At 40.0% G+C, this 15,059-nt stretch carries 12 protein-coding genes; 8 read left to right on the plus strand and 4 right to left on the minus strand.

The window, feature by feature from the left end:
• Positions 1-170 precede the first annotated feature (170 nt).
• The 3 genes from ADIARSV_RS05560 (at position 171) to ADIARSV_RS05570 (ending at position 3,254) form a co-directional block, all read left to right on the plus strand.
• On the plus strand, positions 171-1,256 hold the full coding sequence (locus ADIARSV_RS05560; protein ID WP_016194438.1) for an endo-1,4-beta-xylanase: 1,086 nt from the start codon (positions 171-173) through the stop codon (positions 1,254-1,256).
• A 123-nt stretch (positions 1,257-1,379) separates the two neighbouring features.
• Positions 1,380-2,342 (plus strand): glycosyltransferase family 2 protein, encoded by a 963-nt coding sequence (locus ADIARSV_RS05565; RefSeq protein WP_052016958.1) that lies wholly within the window; start codon positions 1,380-1,382, stop codon positions 2,340-2,342.
• 9 nt (positions 2,343-2,351) lie between these two features.
• Positions 2,352-3,254, plus strand: a complete 903-nt coding sequence (locus tag ADIARSV_RS05570) for a glycosyltransferase family 2 protein (protein WP_083936527.1) — start codon at positions 2,352-2,354, stop codon at positions 3,252-3,254.
• Positions 3,255-3,284: 30 nt separating this feature from the next.
• Here ADIARSV_RS05570 and ADIARSV_RS05575 read toward each other — a convergent pair whose 3' ends face one another.
• Positions 3,285-5,396: an LruC domain-containing protein gene (locus ADIARSV_RS05575; RefSeq protein ID WP_016194441.1), complete on the minus strand. Its 2,112-nt coding sequence runs from the start codon at positions 5,394-5,396 to the stop codon at positions 3,285-3,287.
• A 297-nt stretch (positions 5,397-5,693) separates the two neighbouring features.
• On the opposite strand from ADIARSV_RS05575, the gene ADIARSV_RS05580 reads away from it, so the two are divergent.
• Positions 5,694-7,136: a phytoene desaturase family protein gene (locus tag ADIARSV_RS05580; protein ID WP_016194442.1), complete on the plus strand. Its 1,443-nt coding sequence runs from the start codon at positions 5,694-5,696 to the stop codon at positions 7,134-7,136.
• Between the two features lie 256 nt (positions 7,137-7,392).
• On the opposite strand, the gene ADIARSV_RS05585 is transcribed toward ADIARSV_RS05580, so the two are convergent.
• Complete coding sequence (locus ADIARSV_RS05585) at positions 7,393-7,932, minus strand: OmpA family protein (protein ID WP_040299212.1); 540 nt, start codon at positions 7,930-7,932, stop codon at positions 7,393-7,395.
• Between the two features lie 113 nt (positions 7,933-8,045).
• On the opposite strand from ADIARSV_RS05585, the gene ADIARSV_RS05590 reads away from it, so the two are divergent.
• Positions 8,046-8,696, plus strand: a complete 651-nt coding sequence (locus tag ADIARSV_RS05590; protein ID WP_016194444.1) for an alginate lyase family protein — start codon at positions 8,046-8,048, stop codon at positions 8,694-8,696.
• Positions 8,697-8,724: 28 nt separating this feature from the next.
• Positions 8,725-12,369, plus strand: a complete 3,645-nt coding sequence (locus tag ADIARSV_RS05595) for a CheR family methyltransferase (protein WP_016194445.1) — start codon at positions 8,725-8,727, stop codon at positions 12,367-12,369.
• 62 nt (positions 12,370-12,431) lie between these two features.
• Here the strand turns inward: ADIARSV_RS05595 and ADIARSV_RS22790 are convergent, their stop codons facing one another.
• Positions 12,432-12,566, minus strand: coding sequence for a hypothetical protein (locus tag ADIARSV_RS22790; protein ID WP_016194446.1), 135 nt, complete (start codon positions 12,564-12,566; stop codon positions 12,432-12,434).
• A 689-nt stretch (positions 12,567-13,255) separates the two neighbouring features.
• Here ADIARSV_RS22790 and ADIARSV_RS05600 point away from each other — a divergent pair.
• A complete protein-coding gene (locus ADIARSV_RS05600; RefSeq protein WP_016194448.1) occupies positions 13,256-13,471 on the plus strand; it encodes a hypothetical protein in 216 nt (71 codons plus the stop codon).
• On the plus strand, positions 13,465-13,755 hold the full coding sequence (locus ADIARSV_RS05605) for a type II toxin-antitoxin system RelE/ParE family toxin (protein WP_016194449.1): 291 nt from the start codon (positions 13,465-13,467) through the stop codon (positions 13,753-13,755). Before ADIARSV_RS05600 ends, ADIARSV_RS05605 begins: the two co-directional genes overlap by 7 nt.
• 63 nt (positions 13,756-13,818) lie before the next feature.
• On the opposite strand, the gene ADIARSV_RS05610 is transcribed toward ADIARSV_RS05605, so the two are convergent.
• Positions 13,819-14,568, minus strand: a complete 750-nt coding sequence (locus ADIARSV_RS05610; protein WP_016194450.1) for an endonuclease — start codon at positions 14,566-14,568, stop codon at positions 13,819-13,821.
• Positions 14,569-15,059 lie beyond the last annotated feature (491 nt).

Raw genomic sequence — 15,059 nt, forward strand, 5'->3', positions numbered from 1 at the left:
CATTTTTAGGTTTAGGATTGCTCCACAATGTGTGGTATTATTCCACAATATGTGTAATTATGAGAAATTATGAGAAAATATGTAACCGCTGATTGAGTAATTCCGTAAAGCCTAATACGAAAGTGTATATCAATCAGCTAATTACACATCAAACAATTTTCCATAAAATTATGAACAAATTCAAAATTCTGATTGCCTGCCTGGTCTTAGGAAGCTTCGGATGCGCTAAAGATGATAGCGAAAACACCACCATGACACCGGAATCTGTTTCCGCAACAAAGAGCACGACCCTTGCATTGGACGAAGGAGTTACCTTAAAAGATTTGCCCTTTAAATTTGGTGCTGCAGTAAATGTAAATCACATGAAAAGCAGACCTGAATACAAGGCACTGATCATTAAAGAATATAGCAGTTTAACTGCTGAAAATGCGATGAAAATTGGTGCATTGCATCCCGCTAAGGATACTTATAACTTCACAGATGCCGATTACCTGGTTGATTTTGCTATCGCAAATGGCAAACGAGTACATGGTCATACATTAATATGGGATAGCTCATTGCCAGCATGGATTAAGAATTTTCAGGGAGATTATCCGGCATGGAAAAAAATGTTTGAATCACATATCACTACTATTGTAAAACATTTTAAAGGAAGAGTAGCATCATGGGACGTAATTAACGAAGCTTTCGATGACAGTGGTAACCTTCAAAATACAATCTGGCGTCAGCATTTAGGACCTAATTATATCGATATGGCGTTTATTTTCGCTCATCGTGCAGATCCTGCAGCTAAATTGTTCATCAATGACTACGGTCATGAAAATGGCAACAGCAGGAGAGAAGGAATCATTGCTTATGTGAAAGCCTTAAGAACAAAGAAAGTGCCAATTCATGGTATAGGTATGCAGTTCCATACCCGTTATAACAGGGGAACCAGCAGCTGGACTAAAGCGATTAATGAAACTGCTGCAACTGGTCTTTTAGTGCATATATCAGAATTAGACATATCAGTAAATCCGGATGGTGTTAAAGGTTATGTTCCGACAGCCGAACGGTTAGCTCAACAAGCCGATGCATACAAAACCATTTTTAAATTGTATAATGCAATTCCAAAAGCACAACAATGGGGAATTACAACTTGGAACCTGACAGACAATGATTCTCATTTGAAAAGCAGACCAGACTATCCATTACCTTTTGATACTAATTACCAGAAAAAACCTGCTTACCAAGGTATACTGGACGGTGTGAAATAAAATCATAATTCTTTTATTCTTTAAAAAAGGCTGTTTCCTAATCGAGACAGCCTTTTTTATTTTGAGATAGGTTGTACAAAAAATGTGCAATTAAGTCACAATTCCAATGAATATATTTGGTATATGAATGTTCATGTCATTATATCCACTCACAATGGTGCTTATTGGATCGAAAAATGTATCAACAGTGTATTGAATTCAAGTATTGACGTGCACATTAATATCATAGACAATGTGTCTACGGACCAAACTGTGGATCTTATCCAGAGTAAATTTCCGGAAGTTTACCTGGTCCGCAATGAAATAGATATGGGATTTGCTAAGTCAAACAATATCTTATTACGCAAAGCAATTGAAGAAGGTGCTGATTATGTATTTCTCCTGAATCAGGATGCCTGGGTAGAGAAAGACACCATAGAAGGGTTGATAAAGATTCTTTTACAGAATAATCAATATGGAATTGTAAGCCCCGTACATATTAATGGAGCAGGTACGGCACTGGATTTTAATTTTTCAACTTATTGCCGTGAAAACCGTTGTCCGGGTTTTCTTTCTGATCTATATCTCAAAAAGATAAAGGAGGTATATGATTTATATTTTGTTAATGCTGCATTGTGGTTGGTCTCGAGGGAATGTCTCTTAAGGATCGGTCTTTTTGATCCGATGTTTACTGTGTACGGGGAGGATGTTGATTACACGAACAGGTCCAGGGCCAAAGGTTTTAAAATAGGACTTGCTCCTTATTTACGTGGTTACCACGATCGGGAAAAGCGTCCTCCTTCGGTCAAGCATAATCGTCTGATCGCTATCATCAGGCAGATCTGTATTTTAAAGGATCTGAATAGAAACTTTTATAAAGAATTATTTACATACACTGTAAATTTTATTAAGAATTTGTTCATGTACCTGATCAGAGGAAAATTTGATTCTTTAGGCGCAGAATTGAAAGGTGGTGGGCATATATTTTCCTCACTGAAAAAAATAAGAAGGGCAAGGCGAATTTGCAGAAAAGATGGTGCATATATTCAGATCTGCTCCAACAATAAGAAATCAATTAAACAGCTGGCTGATATGGAAATCAATTAATTTGAAGCTATGATATCTGTTATTGTGCCTTGTTATAATTGTCAGTCATTTGTAAGCCGTGCTATAGAAAGCGTACTTAAGCAAACCTATACCGACTGGGAGCTAATTTTAGTAAATAATAATTCGGCTGATCAGACACAAAGTGTGTTGGATGGTTATTGTTCAATGTTTCCAGATAGGATATTTACGTATATGGAGATGATACCTGGAGCTCCTGCTGCACGCAACAAAGGACTTAAATATGCTAAAGGGGAATGGATTCAATTTATGGATTCTGATGACGAACTGTATCCCGATAAAATTGAAAAGCAAATAGAAATTGCCGAAAATGGCAGTTACGACATTATCTCGGGAGCCTATTATTTAAATAAACTGGTTGATGGGAAAGTGGTAAATAGCCTGAAATTACCTCGTAATACTAATATTTGGGAATCATTGATCTCCTCCAAGTTGGGTATTACCAGCGCTAACTTATGGCGAAAGGAAGCCGTTCTTGCTGTAGGCGGATGGGATGAGAATTTAACATCATCGCAGGAATATGATATGCTGTTTAGAATGATTGTGGCCAATGCTGTAATTGGTTTTGATATGGTACCCCGGACGATTATTTATAGTCTCGAAAATTCCGTATCCAATAGTTTAAACAAACAGAGATTGATCCGAATCCTCGAAAATAGAGTATCCCTGCGTTTAAGGATCAAGCAGCATCTGAGTAATGAAGGGCTATTAACCATTCATCTAGCTCAGTTTTGGGATTTGTACCTGTACGATCACCTCATTAAGCGTAAATTGCTAGTACCTGAATATGTGTTCCGGAGATTAAATGAACTGGCTATCCGGGTACCGTTGAAAGTTGTGATGAAACAAAAAGCAAAATTCTTCCTGCAGCGCATTTTTGGAAAATTAGGATAGGAAAGATAATTATAATCAACGGTTAAAATCTTATTTGCTGTAAATCTTGGCTGTATTTCTGTATCCTACTGTAGTAGCGCTGTACCAATCTGTAAATGATGTTCCTCCACTCTTCGCCCAAGCCATGAAATGAGCGTACGTATCGATAATAGAACTCTTTTCGACTGGGTAGCTAAAGCTTCCTGTGAAGCTTAATGCCCAGGGACCATTATTTTTATTCTTATAATATACGTTGCCAGCAACCGAACTCTTATCGTCTTCAGTCCCCATCAATGTACTTATTGCTTTATCTGTTGGTTTATAACCCGGCAAATGAATCTCATACCCTCTTCTCAGGTTGCTGATCAGGAAGGGATTGAACGGTGCTGTTCCAAAAACGTTGGATGCAATAGGTGCAGTAAAAGCAATATTCACAGTAACCAGTGTAGGTGTAGCCTGTGCTTTCCCTTGCAATGTATTCGTAATAGTTGAGTTATCCGCATTGTTTAACACATTACGATGATTATCAAAGGGGATGATCACTGCATTGGTTTGTCCTGCTTCTGTACCATTTGCATTTCTAACGATATAGGTATTGGACTGAAGAGATTGGCCGGTTACTGAACTTACCTTAGAAGAGCTGAAAGGGAACTGGACACCAAATCCATTTTTATAATCTGCTCCAGCAGCAACTGCAAGATACTCACCCTTCATTTCAACTACTGCGTTTGAAGCATTTTTAACAAATGTATAGCGGTAGTTTAAAACCAGGTCATTCATATCATAATCACCCATTTTTGGCCAGTTATCCTCGAATGCCAATGTGGACCATCCTGTTTTAGAAGGACTGTAAGTAATATAAGCACGTAAAGGATCGTTGGGGAAGTCATCCAGTTCATCTAAAACGCCATCTCCGTCGGCATCAGGTATCTTATCCACTTCAGCCACACCATCTTTAGAAATAGCACTTGCCGGATTTGAAGTCGCATAGGCAACCACATCATTAAAGTCCTGATCTGAACCAGTCTGTCTATTCTGATCTTCAAAACCAAACAGGAAAAGGGAATGATCATTATCATACAGCATCACTGTGTGTTTTTTTAATGCTGCTATTGTTTCAGGATTAAACTTTGCATCGGAGTAGAATTTCACATAACTGGTGTTTACCATGTTTCCTACCCATGAATCACGTAATAAAACAAACCCAATAGTTGTTCCTGCAGTAAAACGTCCTAGCTTAACTTTATCACCCGACCTTAAACCTCCTGATGAGCCAAAAGCTGATGAATTCGGAAATATCATAGTCACCTTATCTATGCCGCCTGCATTCGTTCCGCCGGTTGTTGCTGTTGGTGTAGACCCTGTAGGGAAGGTATAATAAGCTAATGCATTACGGAATCCAGCTCCTTCGGATACGAAAGTAAGCCATACATCTGCATCTTGTTTAACGATGATATTTGGAATTGCATCACTCTCCAGGTACTCCGGATGAGTAGTGGTTAATGGTTTGCTTTCAGGAAGTGAAGAATTGATGTAAGTTAGCAATGCAGATGGAATGACATCAGGAGTCGTCTCCAGATAAACAGGTCTTCCCAGTACAAATGGATATAAAGTGGTGTTTACTACCGCATCTGCAGCAGATGTATAACCAGTAGGGTAAACATATTCGGTAGTAGATAACCCAAAGGTGGTCACGCCGCTGCTTCTTGTGGCCGAAATAGCTTCAGCAATCACATCCCCGCTAAATCCTGCAGATCCACCGATCACCGCATTTAATGAGTTTTTTGAAGTAATTATTGCCTTTACGTTATTTAATAAGCCAACATAGTTAGGACTGATTACCACAGTATCCAAAGAAGTAGGTACTACCATGGTTCCGTATGCATATCCACTCACATCAGTAGCGGCTTTAAAAAATACATTTTCTACGTTTGCCGGATCTGTAACAGACACCAAAACACCTTTTATAGCTTCTCCTGAATTAGATAAAAGCCGAATCGACACAGTCAATTCTCTGGTTGTAGAAAAATTAAAGTTATCAGGAGCGATATCCGTATCTAAAGGATCAATAATCGTAGTATCTGCCGCCGTTTCCTTTTTACAGGATGAAAACAACAGTAGGGCTATTACAAAAAGTGTAAAACAGGAGTAGAGTGATTTCATATCATCAATTTTTATTATTTAGTCAATAATTGTTCCAACAGGAAATTTGAGTAATTTGTACGTAAAACGTTATATTCTGATATAAATATACCCAATATATGGGAAATTTGAGAATTTATTGGGGAAACATTTTCTATTATATGCAATATAATTTCCCAATAATTAGAATGTTAAATATATAGACAGATAAGATAGTCAGGTATTTAGAATAGCCGAATGGTGTAATAAGTGCTTATAGCGAATTCAATAAACAGCATTTCACTAACTAAATGCATGCTTTATTGTTTAGCTTCGAAAATGGGTATACCACTAGTAAAAAAAGAATACGATGCAGTTGTAGTAGGCTCAGGTCCTAACGGATTAGCAGCAGCCATCTTACTACAACAATCTGGCTTATCTGTATTATTAGTTGAGGCTAAAGCAGAGATCGGTGGCGGCCTTAGAACAGAAGAATTAACCTTGCCGGGTTTTTTACATGACGTTTGTTCTGCAATACACCCTATGGCGGCACAGTCCCCCTATTTCTCGTCGCTCCCGCTTGCTCGTCACGGCTTGGAATATATTTATTCACCTATTGCAGCGGCGCATCCTTTTGATGATGGAACAGCGGCTTTTTTATACCCATCAATTGAACAGACTGCCGGCCAGTTTGGGAAAGATGAAAAGGCCTATCGTGCTCTTATGGAGCCACTTGTAAAGATCTGGCCTTCCATAGCGGCCGATGTATTGGCGCCTTTGCATATTCCAAAGCATCCCATTAACATGGCCCAATTTGGCTTACCTGCAATAACCTCAGCGATGTATCTGGCAAATCAACATTTTCAAACCAGGGATGCCAGAGGACTTTGGGCAGGAATGGCTGCTCATTCCATACAACCGCTAACTAATCTGACGACTTCAGCCATTGGGCTTGTGCTCATGATAGCCGGTTTAACTAAAGGATGGCCTCTTCCAAAAGGAGGTTCTAAACAAATAGCGAAAGCATTATCATCCCATTTCCTTTCCCTGGGAGGGAAAATTGAAACCAACTTTACAGTGAGTCACTTAAGTCAGCTGCCCTCCTCGCATGCAGTCCTTTTTGATATCACCCCAAGACAGTTGTTAAAAATAGCCGGACATACCTTTTCTGATATTTATAAATGGCAGCTTGAAAAATACCGATATGGCTTGGGTGTCTACAAAATTGATTGGGCATTAGATGGGCCTGTGCCTTACACCGCTCAGGCATGCAGTAAGGCCTCTACCGTTCATCTGGGTAATTCCCTGGAAGAGATCGCTTATTCCGAACAGCAAACGTGGGAGGGAAAGTACCCTGAGAAACCCTATATCCTGATGGCTCAGCAAAGTATGTTTGATCCCACACGGGCACCCGAAGGAAAACATACAGCATGGGGATACTGCCATGTGCCTCATGGATCTATTGTATCCAGGGTAGAAGCCATAGAAAGCCAGGTTGAACGTTTTGCTCCAGGCTTCCGCGAACGCATTCTTGCCCGTCATACTATGGATACAGGAGAGTTGGAAAGTCACAACGCTAATTACATAGGCGGGGATATCAATGGTGGAGTGATCGATCTGGGACAGCTTTTTACCAGGCCCGCACTGCGCTATTCACCATACAGGACTTCTGCCAAAGGGTTGTATATCTGTTCATCTTCAACCCCTCCCGGAGGTGGCGTACACGGTATGTGTGGTTTCCACGCGGCTAAGCGGGTCTTGAAAGATATTTTTAATAAATAAATAATAGCGACAAACCATAGCAGGACTGCGAAATTGAAAGGAAAAAGGGGGACGATAAGGAGGCAGGTTGTAAATCGTACTGAAAACATTTTACTCTGTTTAGGAGACAGAACTAAAATAACTTAAATCATTAGTTTTATAAATGTTTAATGTTAGTTGTGGCTAAACTGTATCATTTTAATGAAAATCACACAATGAGTAAATCAATTGTGAGTAAAGATTTCTCATTGTGTAATTATTTAATATAACCCAGGTTTTAAGGAATAATTTCAATTTCTACACGTCTATTAGCCACTCTTCCTTGTTCAGTTGCATCTGACTGGATGGGTTCCGCTTCTCCATACCCTTTAACTTCCAGGTTTGATCCACTAATCCCGGCATTTTCTAAATATGTTTTAACTGAATAAGCACGGTCACGGGATAAAGCCATATTATGTGCCTCACTGCCCTCTGCAGAAGAATGGCCATTGATTACAAATCTTACAGCTGGATCTTTCTTCATTTCTGTAGCCGCTTTATCCAGGATCGGATATGAAATAGTGCGCAGAACCACAGAGTTGAATTCAAACTGAATATTGCTGAAGTTAAAATCAGGCTTTTTAACCGGCGGCAACACTTCTTCTTCTTTCTTTGGTTCTACAGCAGCAGGAGTTTCTTTTACCGCTACGGGTTCTTCTTTTGCTACGCCATAAGGGTTGGTAGCCATACCCGCTTTTTTTGTTTTACACGCTTGTAAGGAAGATAAGCCCAACAGGATAACCGTCCCAGCAAGCAAATGTGTTTTAAGAAATTTCATACCTATTTATGTGATTTATGCTAACATACAAGATATCCTTCAGAAACAGTCAGAAGAATGATAATTAAATCCTTTAATTATCATAGAATGGTCAGAAATCAGTGTCAGGTTTAATGAAATTTTCAATCTTTGTACGTGAAAAAGTTCGTCTCCATTGTCTTCATGCTCATCCTGTATGTCAGTCAAAGTGCCTTTACTTTTACATCTCCACAGAAGCAGGTTCTGTTATCACAAAAGAGGCAAAAAAACTTCTTCGTGCACAAATCATAACAGAGGCCAAATGGGCTATGACACAGCTACCTCAAACCGTCACATCCACTTTTTCATCACGCAGTGCCGGAGGGTTACACGATTTCTTTTCAGAGGCTGATTACTTCTGGCCCGATCCAGAACATCCTGATGATCCCTACATCAGCAGGGATGGATTAACTAACCCGGATAATTTTCTGGAACACCCGAAAGCGATGTTGCGCTTTAGTAAAATTATAGGTGCTCTGGCATCTGCCTATAAATTAACCGGAGATGAAAAGTATGTTAATCATGCTGTTCTGCATCTCCAGGCATGGTTCATTCATGCAGAAACACTGAAGAATCCCAATCTGCTTTATGCTCAGGTTGTAAAAGGTAGGTTCACCGGACATAATTATGGGATTATAGATACCATTCATCATCCACAGGTGGTTTTTTTTTATTATTTTTGTTTGAAACACAATAGTTTAAATTGCGTATACAAACAAGTTAGAGACCCTTCAATGGGGGTTTAGTACATATATAACATGCTTAGCTGAAATAATGATTGAACAAACAGGATCGGGAGACGATACCGTTTCAGACTTACAATTCCCGGTCGTTGGTATCGGTGCCTCTGCAGGAGGACTTGATGCCGTAAAACAATTTTTAAAGTCAGTACCAGCGAAATCAGGTATGGCCTATATCTTCGTGCAGCATCTCAGTCCCACGCATGAAAGCGTGCTCACCGAGATCCTGGAAAGGACCGCACTAATCCCTGTACATAAAATTACCGATAACATCCATCTCGAGAAGGATAATTTATACATTATCCCCGAAAACAAAATCCTTACTGCTATTGACGGACGTCTTCGTTTGGCACCTCTGGACCAGAAACACCATAAAGTAAAGGTCATTGACCTCTTTTTTTCCTCCCTTGCAGTCGTACATCAAAGTTACGCCGTAGGCATTGTCCTTTCGGGAACCCTAAACGATGGAACGTTGGGACTCCAGGTAATCAAAGCCTATGGAGGCATCACCTTTGCACAAGATGAAGCCTCCGCCGCTTATGATGATATGCCTAAAAATGCCATCAATACCGGTGCAGTAGATTTTGTTCTCTCCCCCGATAAGATTGCCGGACAGCTCATGCGACTCAATCACGTATTTCAGAAAAACGGGTCTTCAACAGAAGAAGGAGTTACAGGACCAGAGCAGAAGAGCGAAGAAACGCTAAAAGAATTACTCTCCATCTTGCGTGTGCGTCGAAACGTAGATTTTACCTATTATAAATCCGGTACCGTAAAACGCCGTATTATGCGCCGCATGGCACTTAAAAATATAGCTACACCAGAAGAATACCTGGTCATTTTAAAAGAGGATAAGGAAGAGCAAGACGAGCTATTTAATGATATGCTGATCTCGGTCACCGATTTCTTTCGCGATACCACTAGTTTCGAGAGTCTCTGTAATACCATCCTTCCAGCGCTGATCAGCAAAAAGAACGAACAGGAAACCTTACGCATCTGGGTAGCTGGTTGTGCAACCGGACAGGAAGCCTATTCCATTGCAATCTGTGTCAAGGAATACCTGGGAAGCAGAACCGAAACGATGAAGATCCAGATCTTTGCGACCGATATTTCCGAACCTGCCATTACAAGAGCACGATCAGGATTATATCGCAGTACAGAAATGAGTGGAATGAGTCCTGACCGTCTGAAACTGTACTTCACAGAAACCGATGGATCGTACCAGATCTCCAAGGAAATTCGCGATCTATGTGTATTCGCACAGCATAACCTGCTTACCGATCCCCCTTTCTCCCGCATGGACCTGATTAGTTGTCGCAATGTGCTAATTTACATGGAACCCGTGTTGCAAAAGCGCATTCTCAGCGTCTTTCACTATGCGCTGAATGATCAGGGATACCTGATGTTAGGCAATACGGAAAGCATAAATAACTTAACCGAACTTTTTGTTTCCGGAAATAACCGGGAGAAATACTTTCATCGAAAAGGCTTGCGGGGACGTCTTTCGCCCGATTTCTCGATCGACAAAGAGATGAATTTCAAGGAACTGACCCATCCGGTACAGCAGGAAGACCCGAAGTCGGATGTGTTCAGATTAGCCGATAACCTGGTTCTGGCCAAACACTCGCCCGCCGGATTCCTCCTTGGAGAATATTTCAATATCCTGCAATTTAGGGGCAAAACAGACACATGGCTTGATCCATCCCCTGGGAGAGCCAGTCTGGACGTGCTTAAAATGATCCGTGTCGACCTTTCATTTGAATTAAGGAACCTGTTACATCAGGCAAAAAAAACAAAGACAACAGCCCGCAAAGAGCAGATCTTTTTTAAACTAAACGGCCAGCAGCAGCTTGTACATATCGAAGTAACCCCATTTGGTAGCAATAACGAGCATTACTACCTCGTTCTGTTTGAAAACGCAGTGTCCCAAGTGCCCAACATCCCTTTAGGAATTGATCTTCGTGATCAGGAGATTGAGCAGATGAAAAAAGAGCTCACGCAAATCCGTGCGGACATGCGCCTGGTGACTGAAGAGCAAGATGCAGCCAATGAAGAATTGCAGAGCGCAAACGAAGAACTGCTTTCCAGTACAGAAGAGATGAAAAGTCTCAATGAAGAACTTCAAACTTCTGCTGAAGAGCTACAAAGCACAAACGAAGAAATTCTAATCATCAATAACGAACTTCAGGACCGCAATGAGCAGCTGAATGTAGCAAAAGCCTATACCGAGGAGATCATGAATACCATTCGCGATCCGCTGGTCATACTCGATAAACAGCTGAGGGTAAAAAGGGCTACCAAAGGATTTTACACCAAATTTAAAGTCACCGTTAAAGAAACAGAAGGACAGTATTTTTATTCCTTAGGAAATGGCCAATGGAATATTCCATCCCTGCGCTTTCTGCTGGAGAGTGTACTTCCGGAGAAAAAAGTAGTGGTCGATTACGAAGTAACACATATTTTCCCTGAACTGGGACCCCGGATCATGTGTCTCAATTCCTGCCAGATGGATCAGCAACACGATGACCACCTGATCTTACTCGCAATCGAAGATATTACCGACAAACGGAGAATAGAAGATGGCCTTGCACAAGTGGAGCTTTTATTTAAAGAAAGCAAGGACAGGCTGAAGCTCGCTATAGATGCCGCCGGACTAGGTACCTGGGATTATAACCCTTTAAACAAGCAGCTTGTGGTAGACGACCGCTGCAAGGAACTGTTCGGTATTACAATAGCAGGACCTGTCAGCTTCGAACAATTTGTTAACCGGATCCATCCCGATGACCGGCATGCTGTCCTAAAAAAGTTAAAGCAGGCGATGATAGATTCCAGCCGTGCTGATTTTGAAAAGGAGTTGCGCACCATTGAACTACCGGGCAAAAAAACCAACTGGATCAAATTTAAGGGGAAAGTTTATTTCAACGAAAAAGGAATTGCCTACCGTTATGTAGGTACTGCGCTGGATATAAGTCTGCAAAAGATTGATGACGAAGCCGTAGCCGAACTCATGAAAAAGAAGGATGACTTTATGAGTATTGCCAGTCACGAACTTAAAACCCCTATCACCACACTGAAAGCGGCCTTGCAGCTATTAGAACGTATCAAGGATAAACCCAGTTCTCCGATGTTTCCCATGCTCATTGAACAAGCCAATAAGAGCCTGGTTAAGGTAGGGGTGCTCATCGAGGACCTGCTGGATGTCAGCAAACTCAAACAAGGACAGTTACACCTGAATAAAACACATGTTAAGCTCTCCAAAATAGTGGACGAATGTTGCAATCATGTACGTATCGCTGGAGATTACACGATTAAGACCACTGGCGATCTAAACTTAGAAGCCTTTGTTGATGCCGAACGCATTAACCAGGTGGTAGTTAACTTTGTCAATAACGCAGTCAAGTATGCACCAGCATCCAAAGAGATCGGGGTCTTTATTGAAAAATTAGAGCAAACCGTTAAAGTGTCCGTAAACGATCATGGTCCAGGAATACTCGCATCTAAGATCCCGCATCTGTTTGAGCGCTATTATCGCGTAGATAATTCCGGTTATCAATATTCAGGATTAGGATTAGGGCTCTATATCAGCGCCGAGATTATCAGAAGACATGGCGGCTATATAGGTGCAGAAAGTGAGTTAGGCCAGGGCAGTACATTCTGGTTTACGCTCCCACTTAATTAGTCCCAAAACAAAAAAGCATTCACCTTTATAAGGTGAATGCAGCATAAATATTGCTTGTATGATTACTTCTTTTTAACAGGAGGAGTAGCTTCAGTTTTAAAACCCCCTTTTTTACCACTCTGGTATTCCGATGTATGTTTAGTTCCTTCAGCCGCTGGAGCTTTTTTCACGTTTTTGACGCCTTTGTCTTTACTCATGATTTCTAAAATTTTGTAAGGTTAAACGATGGACGCCTTAAAGGATAATGGTGCCTTTGTTTTTGTAAATGTAACGAAATTCAAGCGGAAATATTGTTATAAAATATATTTCCTTGGCCTGCATACAGGTCTGTATTTCTGCATAGCCATGGAAAAACCAGGAACAACAGCAGAGCAAAACTAATGGTAATCTGTTCCGAATACTTCATTTCGCTAAGCTTCATCTTGTTCTCCTTCCTCATTAATACCAGCTGCTCTTTTAATAGCAATTAAGGTTTTACCTAAAATCGCGTACTTTACGCATTGATTATTTTTTTTCATTTTCTTTTTTAAGATTTCTATACTGATTACAGATGATTGGTATCGATACGTCTTTCTGAATGATATAAACGTATGCAGATTGCACTAAACGAGCGTTTATGATCCGCAATCTTCCTAATTCTTCTCAACGGTGCATTAAAAAGACAGTTTCTTCCATTTCTGGTTAAAAAAAACGAGGTAATATCATAAGGTAAAAGTCAAAATTTCAAGCGGAATTTAATTTTGCTACATCTCTGAAAAATCAACACCTTATCACTTGGCGTTTATAAAGCAACAAGTATTTTTGATAAAATATCATTATTAATCTTCATCAATTTTGAGCTTTGTTGTTTGGGCGTTTATATGTAAATTCGTTTAAACATTGTGTTATGGAACTTGTAATTGATTTTGATAAAATAAAAGACCCTTCTAAGCGGGAGTGGTTAATTAATTCGCTGAAGTTGATGCGTATCGGATTTCAAACAACAGAAAAACCACAATCCCGGATTCAGTATAATTTAGACCTCGAAAAAGGGGATGCTGAAATTGAGCGGGGCGAATATACCACTGCTACGGATTTAAAAGAAGAAGCAGGCAAGTGGTAGTAGTTTGGAGTAATAGTGCAAAGGCAGAACTGAGAAGGGCCTATGAATATATTACTTTCGATTCATTGCAGAATGCACAATTAGTAAGGGACACATTAATTGATTTGACCATTGACTTAGCTGAACACCCCGAAAAGTACGCGTTGGATAAGTTTAAAAAAGATAACGACGGAACCTGGCGAGCTTTTGAAAAATATCATTACCGTGTTTCATACCGAATCTTAAAAGACCAGATCCGCATAGTACGCATGAGGCACACCAGTAAGTCTCCTTTAACTTATTAATAGTATTACTGAAAAAGGAAATAAGAAATAGGCTAAGGTTTGTATCTTTTTATCTGATCAGATCTATTTCTTAATGCTACCGTACAGTTTTTGACATATGTCACAGAAATAGCTTTTTCGTTTGGCTTTGCCTACCTCTTTGACCGTTAAGAACTTATGGTCTACAGGGCATTCTTTCTGTCTATGTACCATCAGAAAACCTTTAGGCCTGTCTGCCTTTTCCCAATCTAAGTATTGAAAGCTTTTCGCAACACAGTCATCCGTTAGCTCTTTTAGCATTGCCTTTGGAATATTTTCAATCAGGCTTTCAGGATGAACCTTAGCATCATAAAGTAGCTCATCTTTGATGGTATTGCCCACCCCTGCAAATATGCTTTGATCTAAAAGAGCGTCTGCAATCATAACCTTTGGCTTAGCCTGAAGCTTTTTTAAAGCATTAGCCGGATTCCAATCCTCATGCATCACTTCCACACTCCAATCATATATAGTGTTAAGAGGTGCTGTTAGTAATGATACATCACAAGAATAAAAGTTTAGCTCCTGGTCTCCATTAAAATATAAACCAAGCCGAAGCTTGCCCTTTTTCCTCTCATTGATGGTATACGAGCCAAACAGTTGGAAGTGGATGCGAACAGTCATATCAGGAAAGCATAGCAGAAACTCTTTCCCATAAGTCATCACGTTAAGAAGTGGGCAGTTGATTAAAAGCTCCTTGTCAAATTTATGAGCATCTCCATCTACAGCAACTACCTTCCTGGAAATAAATGGCATTACCTTTTCTCTTAAAAAAACGATTGATGGTCCTTCTGGCATAGCTTCATACTAACAGTGCCAGGCACAATGAGTTTTACATGAATCAGGTATTATGTCTAAACCAGGCTTTAGAAATCTAGTTATGAGCTGATCGTCGAAATTGCTGCAACGTTTAGCAGATATTCAAGTCAGTATAGAGATATTTCTGCACTGGTTCTTGAAAGTTCGTTATGAAAGCCATCCTGGATTTAGTTACGGATTGTTGCTACGCTGGAAAAGTATTCACATGTTTTCTCGCATTACACAATTTCATAAAACAAAATAAAACCGAAAGGTATTTATTTAAATTGCAATAAATCATCCAGTTAAACCATAAATCTTGTTGATATGAAAAGCTTAATATTAGCGTATTTTCTTCACTTCTATTATCATGATTATTTGCACTCGGTCGGAAATAAGTTCGTCGGTTTCTTTAATAAAAATAGTCATAGGGAAGCAATAGATTCAATCCTAATGAAAAACTAGCAATGAAAAATTTAATTATAATATCC

The sequence above is a fragment of the Arcticibacter svalbardensis MN12-7 genome (genome assembly GCF_000403135.1).
GTDB lineage: Bacteria > Bacteroidota > Bacteroidia > Sphingobacteriales > Sphingobacteriaceae > Arcticibacter > Arcticibacter svalbardensis.

What these genes read in the sequence shown, in the direction of transcription:
- ADIARSV_RS05600 (WP_016194448.1), top strand. Translation starts at nt 13,256, where the DNA reads ATGGAACTTGTAATTGATTTTGATAAAATAAAAGACCCTTCTAAGCGG.
- ADIARSV_RS22790 (WP_016194446.1), bottom strand. Translation starts at nt 12,566, where the DNA reads ATGAGTAAAGACAAAGGCGTCAAAAACGTGAAAAAAGCTCCAGCGGCT.
- ADIARSV_RS05585 (WP_040299212.1), bottom strand. Translation starts at nt 7,932, where the DNA reads ATGAAATTTCTTAAAACACATTTGCTTGCTGGGACGGTTATCCTGTTG.
- ADIARSV_RS05580 (WP_016194442.1), top strand. Translation starts at nt 5,694, where the DNA reads ATGGGTATACCACTAGTAAAAAAAGAATACGATGCAGTTGTAGTAGGC.
- ADIARSV_RS05570 (WP_083936527.1), top strand. Translation starts at nt 2,352, where the DNA reads ATGATATCTGTTATTGTGCCTTGTTATAATTGTCAGTCATTTGTAAGC.
- ADIARSV_RS05575 (WP_016194441.1), bottom strand. Translation starts at nt 5,396, where the DNA reads ATGAAATCACTCTACTCCTGTTTTACACTTTTTGTAATAGCCCTACTG.
- ADIARSV_RS05560 (WP_016194438.1), top strand. Translation starts at nt 171, where the DNA reads ATGAACAAATTCAAAATTCTGATTGCCTGCCTGGTCTTAGGAAGCTTC.
- ADIARSV_RS05610 (WP_016194450.1), bottom strand. Translation starts at nt 14,568, where the DNA reads ATGCCAGAAGGACCATCAATCGTTTTTTTAAGAGAAAAGGTAATGCCA.
- ADIARSV_RS05590 (WP_016194444.1), top strand. Translation starts at nt 8,046, where the DNA reads ATGAAATTTTCAATCTTTGTACGTGAAAAAGTTCGTCTCCATTGTCTT.
- ADIARSV_RS05595 (WP_016194445.1), top strand. Translation starts at nt 8,725, where the DNA reads ATGATTGAACAAACAGGATCGGGAGACGATACCGTTTCAGACTTACAA.
- ADIARSV_RS05565 (WP_052016958.1), top strand. Translation starts at nt 1,380, where the DNA reads ATGAATGTTCATGTCATTATATCCACTCACAATGGTGCTTATTGGATC.